Origin of the sequence: Marichromatium sp. AB31 (assembly GCF_003718685.1) — a bacterium.
In the GTDB taxonomy this organism is placed as follows: Bacteria; Pseudomonadota; Gammaproteobacteria; order Chromatiales; family Chromatiaceae; genus Marichromatium; species Marichromatium gracile.
In genome coordinates, this window is sequence record NZ_RHFI01000001.1 from 297,864 (window position 1) to 313,165 (window position 15,302).

General features: G+C 69.8%; 12 protein-coding genes. All 12 read left to right on the top strand.

Features of this window, described 5'->3' with window-relative positions; genetic code table 11:
• Positions 1 to 29 precede the first annotated feature (29 nt).
• The 12 genes from EBL84_RS01380 to EBL84_RS01435 all read left to right on the top strand — a co-directional run bounded on the left by EBL84_RS01380 (position 30) and on the right by EBL84_RS01435 (position 15,249).
• Entirely contained in the window at positions 30 to 1,928 is a 1,899-nt protein-coding gene (locus EBL84_RS01380) for an ATP-binding cassette domain-containing protein (protein WP_123139174.1), read from the top strand.
• Positions 1,929 to 1,944: 16 nt separating this feature from the next.
• Positions 1,945 to 2,487, top strand: coding sequence for a DUF2939 domain-containing protein (locus EBL84_RS01385; RefSeq protein WP_165913403.1), 543 nt, complete (start codon positions 1,945 to 1,947; stop codon positions 2,485 to 2,487).
• A 223-nt stretch (positions 2,488 to 2,710) separates the two neighbouring features.
• On the top strand, positions 2,711 to 5,215 hold the full coding sequence (locus tag EBL84_RS01390; protein ID WP_123139336.1) for a glycogen/starch/alpha-glucan phosphorylase: 2,505 nt from the start codon (positions 2,711 to 2,713) through the stop codon (positions 5,213 to 5,215).
• A 180-nt stretch (positions 5,216 to 5,395) separates the two neighbouring features.
• A complete protein-coding gene (locus EBL84_RS01395; protein WP_123139176.1) occupies positions 5,396 to 6,730 on the top strand; it encodes a Glu/Leu/Phe/Val dehydrogenase in 1,335 nt (444 codons plus the stop codon).
• A gap of 71 nt (positions 6,731 to 6,801) precedes the next feature.
• Positions 6,802 to 8,688 carry a biosynthetic arginine decarboxylase gene (gene speA / locus EBL84_RS01400; protein ID WP_123139177.1) on the top strand — a complete coding sequence of 629 codons (1,887 nt, stop codon included), beginning with the start codon at positions 6,802 to 6,804 and terminating at the stop codon, positions 8,686 to 8,688.
• A gap of 28 nt (positions 8,689 to 8,716) precedes the next feature.
• A complete protein-coding gene (locus EBL84_RS01405) occupies positions 8,717 to 9,079 on the top strand; it encodes a hydrogenase maturation nickel metallochaperone HypA (protein WP_123139178.1) in 363 nt (120 codons plus the stop codon).
• A gap of 175 nt (positions 9,080 to 9,254) precedes the next feature.
• Positions 9,255 to 10,130 (top strand): hydrogenase nickel incorporation protein HypB, encoded by an 876-nt coding sequence (gene hypB / locus EBL84_RS01410; RefSeq protein ID WP_123139179.1) that lies wholly within the window; start codon positions 9,255 to 9,257, stop codon positions 10,128 to 10,130.
• A gap of 56 nt (positions 10,131 to 10,186) precedes the next feature.
• Entirely contained in the window at positions 10,187 to 10,654 is a 468-nt protein-coding gene (locus EBL84_RS01415) for a hypothetical protein (protein WP_123139180.1), read from the top strand.
• A gap of 116 nt (positions 10,655 to 10,770) precedes the next feature.
• On the top strand, positions 10,771 to 11,244 hold the full coding sequence (locus EBL84_RS01420; RefSeq protein WP_123139181.1) for a DUF302 domain-containing protein: 474 nt from the start codon (positions 10,771 to 10,773) through the stop codon (positions 11,242 to 11,244).
• An 8-nt stretch (positions 11,245 to 11,252) separates the two neighbouring features.
• Positions 11,253 to 13,364, top strand: coding sequence for a glycosyltransferase (locus EBL84_RS01425; protein WP_223806938.1), 2,112 nt, complete (start codon positions 11,253 to 11,255; stop codon positions 13,362 to 13,364).
• The gene (locus EBL84_RS01430) at positions 13,361 to 14,236 is read left to right on the top strand and encodes a glycosyltransferase family 2 protein (protein WP_123139183.1); all 876 of its coding nucleotides are present in this window, start codon (positions 13,361 to 13,363) and stop codon (positions 14,234 to 14,236) included. Before EBL84_RS01425 ends, EBL84_RS01430 begins: the two co-directional genes overlap by 4 nt.
• Positions 14,233 to 15,249, top strand: a complete 1,017-nt coding sequence (locus EBL84_RS01435) for an NAD-dependent epimerase/dehydratase family protein (protein ID WP_123139184.1) — start codon at positions 14,233 to 14,235, stop codon at positions 15,247 to 15,249. The genes EBL84_RS01430 and EBL84_RS01435 overlap by 4 nt, the downstream gene beginning before the upstream one ends.
• Positions 15,250 to 15,302 lie beyond the last annotated feature (53 nt).

A 15,302-nucleotide genomic window follows, 5' to 3' on the forward strand; every position in this document is an offset into this window, starting at 1 on the left:
ACAGTGTTCGCAACCGATACCGGATCATCATGCTGCAACTTCAAGAGCTCAGCCTGCGCCGTGGCCCCAACCTGTTGCTGGAGGGCGCCGACGTCACCGTCTATCCCGGTCAGCGGGTGGGGCTGGTCGGCGCCAACGGCTGTGGCAAGTCGAGCCTGTTCGCGCTGTTGCTCGGCGAACTCGGCGCCGACGCCGGCGCCGTCTCGCTGCCGCCCGACTGGGTGATCGCCCATGTCGCCCAGCACACCCCGGACACCGAGCGCGCGGCGATCGAATTCGTCCTCGACGGCGACCGCGAGCTGCGCGAGATCGAGCGCGAGCTGGCCCGCGCCGAGGCCGACGGCGACGGGCTGCGCCACGCCGAGTGGCTGGGGCGGCTGGAGGCGATCGACGGCTATGGCGCCGAGAGCCGCGCGGCGCGGTTGCTCCACGGTCTGGGCTTCGCCCCCGGCGACGAGCGCCGCCCGGTCAACAGCTACTCCGGCGGCTGGCGCATGCGCCTGGCGTTGGCGCGCACCCTGATGTGTCGCTCCGACCTGCTGCTGCTCGACGAGCCGACCAACCATCTCGACCTCGATGCGGTGATCTGGCTGGAGGGCTGGCTGCGGGCCTATCCCGGCACCCTGGTGCTGATCTCGCACGATCGCGATTTCCTCGATGCGGTGGTCGGTCAGGTGCTCGCCCTCGAACAGCGCCGCCTGACCCTCTATACCGGCAACTACTCGGCCTACGAGCGTCAGCGCGCCGAGCGTCTCGCCCAGCAGCAGGCCGCCCACGAGCGCCAGCAGCGCGAGATCGCGCACATGCGCGGCTTCGTCGATCGCTTCCGCGCCAAGGCCACCAAGGCACGTCAGGCGCAGAGTCGGCTGAAGGCGCTCGAGCGCATGGAGCTGATCGCCCCGGCCCATGTCGACTCGCCCTTCCGCTTCGCCTTCGCCGTTCCGGAACACCTGCCGCGCCCGCTGTTGCGGCTCGATGCGCTGCGCGCGGGTTATGCCGATCGGGTGATCCTCGACGGGGTCGGGCTGGGGTTCGAGCCGGGCGACCGCATCGGCCTGCTCGGGCGCAACGGCGCCGGCAAGTCGACCCTGATCAAGGTGCTCGCCGGCGAGCTGGCGCCGCTCGCCGGGCGTTGCGAGTGCGCCCAGGAGCTGCGTGTCGGCTATTTCGCCCAGCACCAGCTCGAGGCGCTGCAGGCCGAGGACAGCCCGCTCGCGCACCTGCGCCGACTCGACCCCGAGGCCACCGAGCAGCAGTTGCGCGATTTTCTCGGCGGCTTCGGTTTTTCGGGCGATCGCGCGCTCGATCCGGTGGCGCCCTTCTCCGGCGGCGAGAAGGCGCGCCTGGCGCTGGCGCTGATCATCTACCAGCGTCCCAATCTGTTGCTGCTCGACGAGCCGACCAACCATCTCGACCTGGAGATGCGCCACGCTCTGAGCGAGGCGCTGCAGGGCTTCGAAGGCGCGCTGGTGGTGGTCTCGCACGATCGTCACCTGCTGCGGGTGACCACCGATACCCTGCTGCTGGTCGACGACGGCCAGGTCGCGCCCTTCGCCGGCGATCTCGACGACTATCCCGCCTGGCTCGCCGGACGGGTGGCCGCTGGCACCGGCGCCGATGAGTCGGCCCAGGCGCGTGCCGGCAACGAGCGGCGCGAGCAGCGCCGTCAGGCCGCCGAGCAGCGCAAGGCGATGGCGCCGCTGCGCCAGCGCGAGCGGCGTCTCGAGGCCGCGCTCGAGCAGCTGGCGACGCGGCGCGAGACGCTCGACCAGACGCTCGCCGATCCCGCGCTCTACGAGGAGTCGGCCAAGCCGCGGTTGCTCGAGCTGATGGAGGAGCACCGCCGGCTCGAGGCCGAGCTGGTGGCGACCGAGAGTGAGTGGCTCGATGTCTGCGAGGCACTCGAGCAGTTCCAGGAGACCTGTTGAGCGCCGGACTCGCGCGATGATGCCGCTGTTTCCCGATCCCTTCCGTTTTCGCGCCCACTGGTCGGCCGCCCGCTGGCGCCGCCTGGGGGCGGCCCTGAGACCGCTGCTGCTGGCGCTGCTGGCCTTGCTGTCGCTCTATTGCGTCTGGCCCTATGCGACCCTGTGGCGGATCGATCGCGCCCTGGCCGAAGGCGATTGCTCGGCACTCGACGGATTGGTCGATCTGCCGGCGATCCGCGCCGAGATCGCCCACCGGCTCAACAAGGAGCACGAGAGCGTGATCGGCGAGCTCTCCGACGCCTTCATCCAGTGGCTGGAGGCGGGGATTCGGCGCAACGGTCCCGGCGCGCTCGACGAGCTGGTGACCCGCGACTGGGTGTGCGAGCGGTTGCAGGCCGCGACGCCGCCGGGCGAGGCGCTGACCGATCAGCTCGCCGGGGCCTGGTTCGTCGCGCCCCGTGAGTTCGGCGCGCGTCTCGTGTCCGCCGGCGCCGAGACGGTGTACCTCCGACTGCGCCTGCAGCGCCCGGGCTGGCGGCTGGTCACACTGTATTACTGAGTGCCGGTCGCCGCGCTGCGGGTTGCGACTTCATCAACCAGACCCGACCGGCGGCTATGATGATCTGCGGTGAGTCGCGTGTGGGACCGTGCATTCTGGCCCGCGCCTTGCTGACGCTATTGCTCAGAGGATCCGATCGCGATCCGGGTCGTGTTCGGTAGCCGCCGCGTCGCGGTCTGCCCGACGGCCGATCTTCAAACACGACTGAGGACCCATGTGCGCCATGTCCCCCTACAAGACACTCTTGCAGAACCCGCTCAGCGAGCACCTCTTCGACCTGCCCTCTCTGCCGATGGATGCCGCGGGGCTCGCCCGGGACTTCCAACGCTATTACGGCTATACCCTGGGACGCGACAGTGACTCGCTGGCGGCCTACTACCCCTACGCGGCGCTCGCCATCACCCTGCGCGACCGGCTGATGGAGCGCTGGAAGCGTACCCGCCAGGCCTATGACGGCGACAAGTGCCGCCGCGTCTACTATCTCTCGCTGGAGTTCCTGATGGGGCGGGCGCTGTCCAACGCCATGCTCAACCTCGGGCTCGAGGATGCGCTCACCAAGGGACTGCACGATCTCGGCGTCCAGCTCGAGGAGCTGGCCGAGAACGAGCCCGACCCCGGGCTCGGCAACGGTGGTCTGGGGCGGTTGGCGGCCTGCTTCCTCGACTCCTGCGCCACCCTGCAGCTGCCGGTGCGCGGCTACGGGCTGCGCTACGAATACGGCATGTTCCGTCAGGTGATCGAGCACGGCGCCCAGGTCGAGGAGCCCGATCACTGGCTGCGCGACGGCAACCCCTGGGAGCTGGAGCGCCCCGAGTTCACCCAGCGGGTACAGTTCGGCGGGCGCACCGAACGCTATCTCGATCATCAAGGTCGCGAGGCGGTGCGCTGGGTCGATACCTGCGACGTGCTCGCCGTGCCCTATGACCTCCCGGTGCCCGGTTATCGCAACGATACGGTCAACACCCTGCGGCTGTGGAAGGCGGCGGCCACCGACGACTTCAATCTCGACGAGTTCAACGCCGGCAGCTACACCGAGGCGGTGGCGCAGAAGAACCAGGCCGAGCACATCACCATGGTGCTCTATCCCAACGATGCCAGCGAGAACGGCAAGGAACTGCGCCTGCGCCAGCAGTTCTTCCTCGCCAGCGCCAGCATCAAGGACGTGTTGCGCGACTGGGTGCGGCTCAACGGCGAGGACTTCTCGCGCTTTGCCGAGTTCAATTGCTTCCAGCTCAACGACACCCATCCGGCGGTCTCGGTCGCCGAGCTGATGCGCCAGCTGGTCGACGAGCACCAGCTCTCCTGGGACACCGCCTGGGGCATCACCCGCGAGACCATGGCCTACACCAACCACACCCTGCTGCCGGAGGCGCTGGAGCGGTGGCCGGTACGACTGTTCGAGCAGCTGCTGCCGCGCATCCTCGAGATCATCTACGAGATCAACGCCCGTTTCCTGATGGAGGTCGAGCGGCACTGGCCGGGCGACAACGAGCGGCTGCGGCGGATGTCGCTGATCGAGGAGGGGCACGAGCCGCAGGTGCGCATGGCCTATCTGGCGATCGTCGGCAGCTTCTCGGTCAACGGGGTGGCGGCGCTGCACTCCGAACTGCTCAGACAGGGGCTGTTCCACGACTTCTACGAGCTCTGGCCGGACAAGTTCAACAACAAGACCAACGGCGTCACGCCGCGCCGCTGGCTGGCGATGTGCAACCCGGGGCTGGCGCGGTTGCTCGACGCCGAGCTCGGCGGTGACTGGATGTGCGATCTGGAGCGTCTCGAGGGGCTCGCACCGCTGGCCGAGGATGCCGCCTTCCGCGCGCGCTGGCGCGAGATCAAGCAGGAGAACAAGCGTCGTCTGGCCGAGGTGGTGGCGCAGATCTGTCACGTCGACTTCCCGCTCGAGGCGATGTTCGACGTCCAGGTCAAGCGCATCCACGAGTACAAGCGCCAGTTGCTCAACGTGCTGCACGTCGTCCATCTCTACAACCGCATCAAGCAGGGCGACACCCAGGACTGGACCCCGCGCTGCGTGCTGCTCGGCGGCAAGGCCGCGCCCGGCTACGTGATGGCCAAGCAGATCATCAAGTTCATCAACAACGTCGCCGCCGTGGTCAACGCCGATCCCGATACCGCCGGCCTGTTGCGGGTGGCCTTCGTGCCCGACTACCGGGTCTCGCTGATGGAGGTGATCGCCCCGGGCACCGATCTCTCCGAGCAGATCTCGACGGCGGGCAAGGAGGCCTCGGGCACCGGCAACATGAAGTTCATGATGAACGGCGCGGTGACCATCGGCACCCTCGATGGCGCCAACATCGAGATCCGCGAGCAGGTCGGTGCCGACAACTTCTTCCTCTTCGGGCTCACCGCCGAGGAGGTCGTCGCGGCCCGCGCCCATTACGATCCCAACGGCATCATCGCCGCCGATCCGGCGCTGCGCGAGGTGATGGCGCTGATCGAATCGGGTTACTTCAACCGCTTCGAACCGGGGATCTTCGACGCCATCACCCTGTCGATCCGCAACCCGCACGACCCCTGGATGACCGCGGCTGACTTCCGCAGCTATGTCGACACCCAGGAGCAGGCCGCGGCGGCCTATCGCGATCCCGAGCGGTGGTGGCGGATGAGTATCCTCAACAGTGCACACAGTGGCCGCTTTTCTTCCGATCGCACCATCGGCGATTACAATCACGACATCTGGCGACTGCAGACGATCACACCGCGCGCCTGAGCGGCCTGGCCGTTTTCCGTGTTGCAAGCGGGGATATTTCCGAGGAACCTTGTCGGTGGCCGACCCCACGGCCACCGTCGACCAGCCCCCTCGGGGGGCTGGTCGGGTGTCCGGGGCGGTCCTGTCCCCGTGCCGAGCACGCCCCTGTGGTAGGGCTCGGCGGTTATCGCTGGAGCCGTCATGACCGACACCCAATCCTCGCAGTCCACCCCGCTCGCCGATGAACTCGATCCCGAGCGCATCCTCACCGAGCAGTTTCATCGTGCCCGCACCCACCTCAGTGAGGTGCCGCCGGGGCTGGTGGACTATCTGCGCCTGCCGCGGCGCACCATCAACGTCAGCGTCCCGGTGGAGATGGACGACGGACACATCCGCCACTTCGAGGGCTACCGGGTGCTGCACAGCCGCATGTTCGGCCCCGGCAAGGGCGGCATCCGCTATCACCCGGCGGTGAGTCCGGGCGAGGTGAAGGTGCTCGCGGCGCTGATGAGCTGGAAGTGCGCGCTGCTGCACCTGCCCTTCGGTGGTGCCAAGGGCGGTGTGGCCTGCGATCCCAAGGAACTCAGCGAGGGTGAACTCCGACGCATCACCCGGCGCTTCATCTCCGAGCTCGGCGACAACATCGGCCCCTATACCGATGTCCCGGCCCCGGACGTCTATACCGACGCCCAGACCATGGCCTGGATCTACGACACCTACGACCAGCTCCACCCCGGCGAGAACAACCTGCCGGTGGTCACCGGCAAGCCGCGTGAGCTCGGCGGCTCGGCCGGTCGCACCGAGGCGACCAGCCGCGGCTGCGTCTACACCGCCGAGCGGCTGATCGCGCTCGGCGGCGTGCCCGGGCTCGACAGCCTGCAAGGCGCGCGGGTGGTGATCCAGGGCTTCGGTAACGTCGGTCGCATCGCCGCACGGTTGTTCCAGGAGATGGGCGCGCAGGTCTGCGCGGTGAGCGACTCCGGCGGCGCGATCCTCGCCGAGAACGGTGCCGCGCTCGACCTCGATCTGCTCGACACCCACAAGGATACCCACGGCACCGTGGTCGGTCTGCCCGGTAGTCGCACCATCACCAACGACGATCTGCTCGCGCTCGAGTGCGACATCCTGGTGCCGGCGGCGCTCGGCGGTCAGATCCACAGCGGCAACGCCGAGCGAGTGGCGGCGCGGCTGGTGGTCGAGGGCGCCAATCGCCCGATCACCCCGGAGGCCGATGACGTGCTCGCCGCGCGCGGCATCGTGGTGCTGCCCGACATCCTCGCCAACGCCGGTGGCGTGACCGTGAGCTATTACGAGTGGGTGCAGAACATCGAGCATCACAGCTGGTCGCTCGAGGAGGTCAACAACCGGCTGCGTACCCGCATGTTCGATGCCACCGACCGGGTGGTTGCGCGCTGGCGCGGCTTCCCCCAGGATTGCGCCGAGCAGGGGCTGTGCGGCGATCTGCGCACCGCCGCCCTGGTCGAGGCGCTCGATCGACTCGCCAGGGCGACCCTGCAGCGCGGCATCTGGCCCTGACCGGGGCCGCGACCGCCGGGCTCCGGCCCGGCGGTCGGCCATCATCATTCTGGAGCGAGGAGACAGGCGCGGTGGATCAAGCGGCCCGACGCTGCAACGAGATCTATGCCATCGACCGTTGGGGCGAGGGCTATTTCACCATCAACGGGGCGGGGCACCTGTGTGCCCGTCCCGATCCCGAGGGCGCGGTCGAGATCGATCTCGCCGCGCTCGCCGCGCAGCTCGACGCCGAGGGGCTGTCGCTGCCGGTGCTGGTGCGCTTCACCGATATCCTCCGCCATCGTGTCGCCGCGCTCGCCGCGGCCTTCGCCGCGGCCGGTGCCGCCTGCGGTTACCGGGGCGGCTACCAGCCGGTCTATCCGATCAAGGTCAATCAGCAGGCCGGGGTGGTGCGCGAGATCCTGCGCTCCGGCCAGGCAGGGCTTGAGGCCGGCAGCAAGCCCGAGCTGATGGCGGTGCTGGCGCTCTCGCCCCCCGGCGGGCTGGTGGTCTGCAACGGCTACAAGGATCGCGAGTACATCCGTCTGGCGTTGATCGGGCAGCGGCTCGGGCTGCGCGTGCACCTGGTGATCGAGAAGCCCTCGGAGCTGGCGCTGATCCTCGACGAGGCCGAGCGCCTCGGCGTCGAGCCGCTGCTCGGGGTGCGGGTGCGGTTGGCCGCGGCGGCCGCCGGCAACTGGCAGAGCAGCGGTGGCGAGAAGGCCAAGTTCGGGCTCTCGGCCAATCAGGTGCTGGCGCTGGTCGAGGCGCTGCGCGAGGCCGGTCGGCTCGACTGGCTGCGGCTGCTGCATGCCCATCTCGGCTCGCAGATCCCCAGTGTCCAGGACATCCGCGCCGGCGTCGCCGAGCTGACGCGCTTCTATGTCGAGCTGCGTCGATTGGGCGCGCCGGTCGGCTGTCTCGATGTCGGCGGCGGGCTGGGGGTCGACTACGAGGGCACCCGCACCCGCAACTACTGCTCGGTCAACTACGGCTTCGCCGGCTATGCCCGCGCGGTGGTGGAGACGGTGGCCGCCGAGTGTCGTCGCGCCTCCCAGCCCGAGCCCGACCTGCTGAGCGAGTCGGGACGGGCGCTGACCGCCCACCATGCGGTGCTGATCACCAACGTCATCGATCGCGAGCGCGCCGCCGGGCTCGGCGTCGAGCCGCGCGCCGAGGAGGGCCAGCCGCTGCTCGATGCGCTCGCCGAGCAGCTGCGCGAGGCCGGGCGCGGTGCACCCCAGGAGATCTATGCCGAGTCGCGCGAGCTGCTCGAGGCGCTGCGCGCGGGCTTTGCCGACGATGCCGTCGATCTCGCCACCCGTGCCCGTGCCGAGGAGCTGTTCTTCGCCGTCTGTCGACGCCTGGCGGCGCGGCTCGATCCGGCGGTGCGGCGTCACCGCGAGTTGGCCGATACCGTCAACGCGCTACTCGCCGACAAGCTGTTCTGCAACTTCTCGCTGTTCCAGTCGATGCCCGACGTCTGGGCGCTCGATCAGCTCTTCCCCATCGCCCCGATCCAGCGTCTCGACGAGTTGCCCGAGGCGCGCGCCCTGGTCCACGATCTCACCTGCGACTCCGACGGCTGTATCGAGCACTATGTCGACGAGAGCGGGGTGGAGACCAGTCTGCCGATCCATGCCGACGCCGCCGAGGGCGCGCCCTATCTGCTCGGGTTCTTCATGGTCGGCGCCTATCAGGAGATCCTCGGCGACATCCACAACCTGTTCGGCGACACCGATGCGGTCAACGTCGAGCTCGACCCCGAGGCCCCGTCTGGCTATCGGCTGTGCGAGGCCGAGCGTGGCGACTCCACCGACGAGCTGTTGAGCTACGTGCACTTCGAGCCGCGGACCCTGCTCGCCCACTACCGGCGCAAGCTCGATGCCGCCGGACTCGATCGCGATACCCGCGAGCGGCTGTTCGTCGAGCTCAAGGCCGGGCTCTACGGCTACACCTATTTCGAGGGCGGGGGCTGATCCCGCCGCGACGCGCGGAGGTTGCGGGATGCATGAACTCTCCATCTGTCAGGCGCTGCTCGATCAGGTCGAGCGGATCGCCGACGAGCACGGCGCCACCCGGGTCGAGCGCATCCTGTTGCGTATCGGGCCGCTCTCCGGGGTCGAGCCCGACCTGCTCGAGCGCGCCTATCCGCTGGCCGCCGCCGGGACCCGCGCCGAGTGCGCGACCCTGGCGATCGAGTCCGCGCCGGTGCGGGTGCGCTGTCTCGACTGTGGCGCGGAGAGCACGGTCGAGCCCAACCGGTTGCTGTGTGCGGCGTGCGACGGTTATCGCACCCGTCTGATCAGCGGCGACGAGATGTTGCTGGCCAACCTGGAACTGTCGATCCCCGACGCCCCGGCGTCATGACCGGATTCTGACTAACCGGTGACGGTCGCGATGACATACACTCACGCCAAGGCTTGGATTCAGGAGACGTTGGCGCCAGCATCCGGTGGATGGATGACCCGGACAGGGTTCGCGCGACCGCTGCCAAGACGTCGCGCCATCGTCCCAACAGCGCATCCCTAGCGGAGATCTCGTCATGTGCGATACCTGTGGCTGCAACATCACCCCCGGCAACGAGCACTTGGTGCGCGATGGCGGACGTCACGCCCGGACCGAGGACGGTCGCGCGGCGGTCAGCGTGCTGCGCAACCTGCTCACGGAGAACGATCATCAGGCCCGTCACAACCGTGAGCACTTCGACCGTCACGGCGTGCTGGCGATCAACCTGATGTCCTCGCCGGGCGCGGGCAAGACCCGCCTGCTCGAGGCGACCATCGAGGTGCTCGGGCCGAGTTGCCGGATCGCGGTGATCGAGGGCGATCTCGAGACCGAAAACGATGCCGAGCGCATCCGCGCCAAGGGCGTGCAGGCGGTACAGATCGCCACCGGCAGCGCCTGTCATCTCGATGCCCACATGGTCCATCAGGCGCTGCATCAGATCGATCTCGACGGCATCGACCTGCTGTTCATCGAGAACGTCGGCAACCTGGTCTGCCCGGCGAGCTTCGACCTCGGCCAGCACCGCAACGTCACCCTGCTGTCGGTGCCCGAGGGCGACGACAAGCCGGCCAAGTACCCGGTGATCTTCCGCGCCGCCGATCTGGTGCTCTGCACCAAGGGCGATCTGCTGCCGGTGCTCGAGGACTTCGACCCCGAGCGCGCCGAGCGTCATCTGCGCGCGCTGGCAAGCGTGGCGCCCTTCGACGTGGTCTCGACCCGTCGACCCGGCGAGCTCGAACCCTGGCTGCTCTGGCTGCGCGACGAGCTGCAGGCGCAGGACACCAGACGTGCGCTCGGGCGCACCATCCACCCGCTGATCCAGCCCGACGGCGCCTTGTTGCACGGCGACGCCCAGGAGGGCGAGCACCACGGCCACGGTCACTTCCATCAAGCCGCGCAGAGTCACGGCTGATCCCGTCGACACCTTGCCCGGTCCCGGACCCCGTCAAGCCACGAGGAGGAACCTCCGTGTCAGTCCCAATGTTCACCAGACGTTCCGCGCGCGCGATCGCGTTGCTCGCCCTGCTGGCGCAGGTGCCGGCGGTGTCGGCGTTCAACTTCGGCGACATGATGAACCCCAGCCGCTGGATGGGCGGTGACCGCTACGACGATGACTATTACGACGGTCTCTACGGCCCCTATGCGCCGCCCTATGGTCCCTATGGCGGTCCGGGATATGGCGCGCCCTATGGTGGTTACGGCATGCCCTATGCGCCGGCCCCGGCCTATCCCGGCATGCCGGGGACCACGCCGGCGTCACCGGTCGCGCCCACGGTGACTGGTGCGCCCGACGCGACCGCCGAGGAGATCGAGGCGCTCAAGCGTCGGGTCGAGGAGCTCGAGGCGCGTCAGCGCGGCGCCCAGCCGCCGCGGCAGACCCCGCCCCCTGGTGACTGGCCCTCGCCGCCCGGCTTCCGCCCGATGAACCAGTACTGACCCCGGTCGTCGGACGCGACCGGCCCCGTCGCCGCGGGGCCGGCGCTGTGCCCGGTGGGCGCGGCTGCTAAGATGCGGCTCGTCAACTGGGCTTCATCGACCGGAGGTCGCGTCCGATGTCACGGATCACTCGCGCGCTCTGCGCGCTGGCGCTGCTCTGCGCCCCACTGTCTTCGCCGCTGGCCGCGGGCGGCGCCGTCGTCCACCAGGCCGAGACCAGCCTCGAGGCCGCGCTCGACGGGCTGCAGGCGGCGATCCTCGAACGCGGTCTCTATATCAACAACGTCCTCGATCTGGGCGAGATGTTCGCCCGCACCGGCGCGGACCTCGGTTTCACCGAGCCGGTCTACGGCGAGGCGCGCTCGGTCGAGTTCTGCAGCGCCGTGCTCTCGCGCGAGATGATGCGCGAGGACCCGACGCGGATCGTCAACTGCCCCTTCGTGGTCAGTCTCTATACCCTGCCGGGCGACCCCGCCACCGTCCATGCCGCCTATCGCGCGGTCCCCGCCGAGCTGCAGGTCGCAAGCCCGGTGATGCGCGAGGTCGCCGAGTTGCTCGACGCGCTCGCCCGCGCGGCGCTGGCCTGGTGATGGCGACCATGGCGATGCCGCAGGGGCTTATCCGCCTGCTCGATCTGGTTCGTCGCTACGGTCCGCGCGCGCTGCACGTGCTGCGTACCGAAGGCCCCCGGGTGCTCGCGCGCAAGCTCGCGCGGCGGCTGCGCACCACGCCGTTGCGCATCCCCGATCCACCCGTCCTGCTCGCCTTCGACGAACCTTTCGAGCCGATCGCGCTGCCCGCGCCCGAGCACCCACGGGTGTCGGTGGTGATCCCGATCCACGGTCAGTTCGGCTACACCCATCATTGTCTGGCCGCGCTCGCGCGCTGCGGCGACACGGCGCGCTTCGAGGTGGTGGTGGTCGACGATTGCTCGCCCGACGACAGCGCCGCGCGGCTCGCCGCCTATCCCGGGGTGCGGCTGATCCGCAACCCCGAGAACCTCGGTTTCGTCGGTACCTGCAACCGTGGCGCCGAGGCTGCGCGCGGCGAGCTGCTGGTGTTCCTCAACAACGACACCCAGGTGCAGCCGGGCTGGCTCGACGCCCTGCTGGCGACCTTCGATGAATATCCGGACGCGGGCATGGTCGGTGCCCGGCTGGTCTATCCCGACGGTCGTCAGCAGGAGGCCGGCGGCATCCTCTTCGCCGACGGCTCGGCGTGGAACCATGGTCATCTCGACGATCCGCATCGTCCCGAGTACGGCTATGTGCGCCCCGTCGACTACTGCTCGGGCGCGGCGCTGGCGATCCCGCGCGCGCTGTTCGAGCGTCTCGACGGTTTCGACCGCACCTTCGCCCCGGCCTATTACGAGGACACCGATCTGGCGATGCGGGTGCGCGCCGCCGGGCTCCGGGTCTACTACCAGCCGGCGGCCTGGGTGGTGCACTTCGAGGGGGTGAGCGCCGGGCGCGACCCCGAGGCGAGCACCGGGCTCAAGCGCTATCAGCGCATCCACGCCGAGACCTTCCGCGCGCGCTGGGGCGAGACGCTCGCCGGGTTCGGCGCGCGCGACGCGGCGCTCGACCGGGTCAAGGACCCCGCCCTGGCGCGCCGTGCCTTGGTGGTCGACAACTACATGGTGACGCCGGACCGCGAGTCGGGCTCGCTGCGCATGGTCAACCTGTTCGCCATCCTGCGCGGGCTCGGCTATCAGGTGACCTTTGCCGCGGCCAACCTGGAGGCGCCCGAGCCCTATGTCGGCGCGCTCCAGCAGCGCGGGGTGGAGGTGCTCTATCGTCCGCACGTGCCCTCGGTCGCGCGTCATCTGGCCACCCAAGGCGCGCGCTACGATCTGGTGGTGCTCAGCCGCGCCGATGCCGCCGCGGCGCTGATGGAGGCCGCGCGGCGTCACTGCGCGCGGGCGCGGATCGTCTTCGACACCGTCGATCTGCACTTCCTGCGCGAGCGCCGGCTCGCCGAGTTGCGCGGCGACGCGGCCACCCGCCGGATCGCCGCGCGGCGTCGCGATCAGGAGCTGGCGCTGATGCGTCGCGCCGACCAGACCTGGGTGGTGAGCGAGGCCGAGCGCGCGCTGCTTGCCACCGAGGCGCCCGATGTCGAGGTGCATCTGGTCTCCAACATCCATCGCATCTTCGGCTCGGCGCGTCCCGCCGCCGAGCGTCACGGCCTGCTGTTCATTGGCGCCTTCGCCCATCCGCCGAACACCGATGCGGTGCTCTTCCTCGGTCGCGAGCTGATGCCGCTGCTGCGCGAGCGCCTGCCCGGGGTGGTGCTGCGGGTGGTCGGCGCCGAGCCGCCGCCGGAGGTGCGCGCACTCGCCGCGCCGGACATCGAGATCCTCGGCTATGTCCCCGATGTCGCGCCACTGTTCGCCAGCTCGCGGGCGTCGGTGGCGCCGCTGCGCTACGGCGCCGGGGTCAAGGGCAAGATCAATCAGAGCCTCGCCCACGGGCTGCCGGTGGTGGCCACCGCGGTGGCCGCCGAGGGCATGCATCTGGTCGACGGCGAGTCGGTGCTGCTCGGCGAGGACGCCCGCGCGCTGGCTGACGCCATCGCCCGGGTCTGTGTCGACGACGCGCTCTGGCAGCGCCTTTCCGACGGCGGGCTGGCGGTGATGGAGCGCCACTTCGGTTTCGCCGCCGCCGAGCGCGCGGTGCGGGTCGCGCTCGACGAGGAGGTGAGCCGATGAGCGCCACGCCGCTGGTCAGCGTCATCGTCGTCAACTACAACGCCGGAGCGTTGCTCGCCGAGTGCGTGACGGCGGTGCTCGGCTCGACGCTCGCCGTCGAGGTGATCGTCAGCGACAACGGCTCGGTCGACGACAGCCTCACCCGGTTGCGCGCGCGGGTCGGTGCCGATGCGCGGCTGCGGATCGTCGAGAACGGCGCCAACCTCGGCTTCGCTGCGGGCAACAACCGCGCGCTGCCGCTGGCCGGCGCGCCCTGGCTGCTGTTCCTCAACCCCGACTGCATCGTCGCCCCCGATACCCTCGGGCGTATGGTCGAGGCGCTCGAGGCCCATCCCGAGGCGGGGATCGCCGGGTGCATGGTGCGCGATCCGGACGGCGCCGAGCAGGTCGCCTGTCGGCGCGCCATCCCCGATCCCTGGATCGCGCTGCGCCGTCTGCTCGGACTGGAGCGGCTCGGTGGCGCCGGACTCGATCAGCGTCATCTGCCGCCGCCGCGCGAGCCGATGACGGTCGAGGCGACCTCGGGCTCGTTCATGTTCGTGCGCCGCGCCGCGCTCGAGCAGGTCGGCCCGCTCGACGAGGGCTATTTCCTGCACTGCGAGGACCTCGACTGGTTCGTGCGCTTTGCTGAGGCCGGCTGGCGGGTGCTGCTGGTGCCCGGGGTCGAGGTGGTGCATCACAAGGGCGCCTGCAGCGGTGGTGATCCGCTGGCCGTCGAGCGCCACAAGCATCGCGGCATGGAGCGCTTCTATCGCAAGTTCCAGTACCGGCGCTATCCGCGTCCGTTCAGCTGGCTGGTGATCCTCGGTATCCGTCTGCACCTGGGGCTGCTGGTCGCGCGTCAGTGGCTGCGACGGGGGCGGGCGACATGAGCCTGCGCGCGGATGCACTCGGACCGGTGCTGGTCACCGGCGCTACCGGCCGGGTCGGTCGGGTGCTGGTCGAGGCGCTGCTCGCGCACGGTCAGCGGGTGGTGGTGGTCAGCCGCGCACCGGCGGTGGTCGAGCGGCTGTGGCCGGGTCGGGGGGTGGAGACACGTCGCGCCGATCTCGCCCGTCCCGAGACCCTCGCCGGGGTCTGTGCCGGGATCGAGACCCTGATCCATCTCGCCAGCTATGCCCCGGCGGCCGACGAGCCCGACATCTACGAGGCCCCGGGACACTGGACGGTGACCGCCGAGGGCACGCGCGCACTGATGGCCGAGGCGCGCAGCGCCGGGGCGCTGCGGCGGATGCTCTATCTCAGCACGGTCAAGGCGATGGGGGATGCGACCGGGGCGCGCGGCCATCCGGCCGGCCCCGACGAGGTCGAACCCGCGCCCGAGACCGGCTATGGCCGCGCCAAGCTGGTCGCCGAGGGCGAGTTGCTGGCGAGCGCCGCCGCGCTCGGCATCCCCGGCTGCGTGTTGCGCCTGCCGATGGTCTACGGGTTGGCGGGGGAGGGCAATCTGGCGCGGATGATCGCCGCCGTCGCCGCCCATCGCTTCCCGCCCTGGCCACGGATCGACAACCACCGCTCGGCGGTGCACGTCGAGGATGCGGTGGCTGCGGTGCTGCTCGCCGTCGCCCACCCGGCGAGCGCCGGGCGCACCTATTGCGTGACCGATGGCGGCGCCTATTCCACGCGCTGGATCTACGAGCGCATCTGTCGCGCGCTCGACCGTCCGGTGCCGCGCTGGACGGTGCCGCTGTGGGCGCTGCGCGCCGCCGCCGGGGTCGGCACGCTCGGCGAGCGTCTGCTCGGTCGGCGCATGCCCCTGACCCTGGAAGGGCTCGACAAGCTCGTCGGCGATGCCTGGTTCTCCTCGGCCACGCTCGAGCGCGAGCTGGGGTTCCGTGCCCGGCTCCGGCTCGATGAGGAGATCGAGGGCTTGGTGCGGAGATAGCGCTGCAGGTATGAACGCTCTTGTCGCGTGAGGTCTGTGGTGTCCGTGTTCGA

What these genes read in the sequence shown, in the direction of transcription:
- EBL84_RS01380 (WP_123139174.1), top strand. Translation starts at nt 30, where the DNA reads ATGCTGCAACTTCAAGAGCTCAGCCTGCGCCGTGGCCCCAACCTGTTG.
- EBL84_RS01385 (WP_165913403.1), top strand. Translation starts at nt 1,945, where the DNA reads ATGATGCCGCTGTTTCCCGATCCCTTCCGTTTTCGCGCCCACTGGTCG.
- EBL84_RS01390 (WP_123139336.1), top strand. Translation starts at nt 2,711, where the DNA reads ATGTCCCCCTACAAGACACTCTTGCAGAACCCGCTCAGCGAGCACCTC.
- EBL84_RS01395 (WP_123139176.1), top strand. Translation starts at nt 5,396, where the DNA reads ATGACCGACACCCAATCCTCGCAGTCCACCCCGCTCGCCGATGAACTC.
- EBL84_RS01405 (WP_123139178.1), top strand. Translation starts at nt 8,717, where the DNA reads ATGCATGAACTCTCCATCTGTCAGGCGCTGCTCGATCAGGTCGAGCGG.
- hypB (WP_123139179.1), top strand. Translation starts at nt 9,255, where the DNA reads ATGTGCGATACCTGTGGCTGCAACATCACCCCCGGCAACGAGCACTTG.
- EBL84_RS01420 (WP_123139181.1), top strand. Translation starts at nt 10,771, where the DNA reads ATGTCACGGATCACTCGCGCGCTCTGCGCGCTGGCGCTGCTCTGCGCC.
- EBL84_RS01425 (WP_223806938.1), top strand. Translation starts at nt 11,253, where the DNA reads ATGGCGATGCCGCAGGGGCTTATCCGCCTGCTCGATCTGGTTCGTCGC.
- EBL84_RS01430 (WP_123139183.1), top strand. Translation starts at nt 13,361, where the DNA reads ATGAGCGCCACGCCGCTGGTCAGCGTCATCGTCGTCAACTACAACGCC.
- EBL84_RS01435 (WP_123139184.1), top strand. Translation starts at nt 14,233, where the DNA reads ATGAGCCTGCGCGCGGATGCACTCGGACCGGTGCTGGTCACCGGCGCT.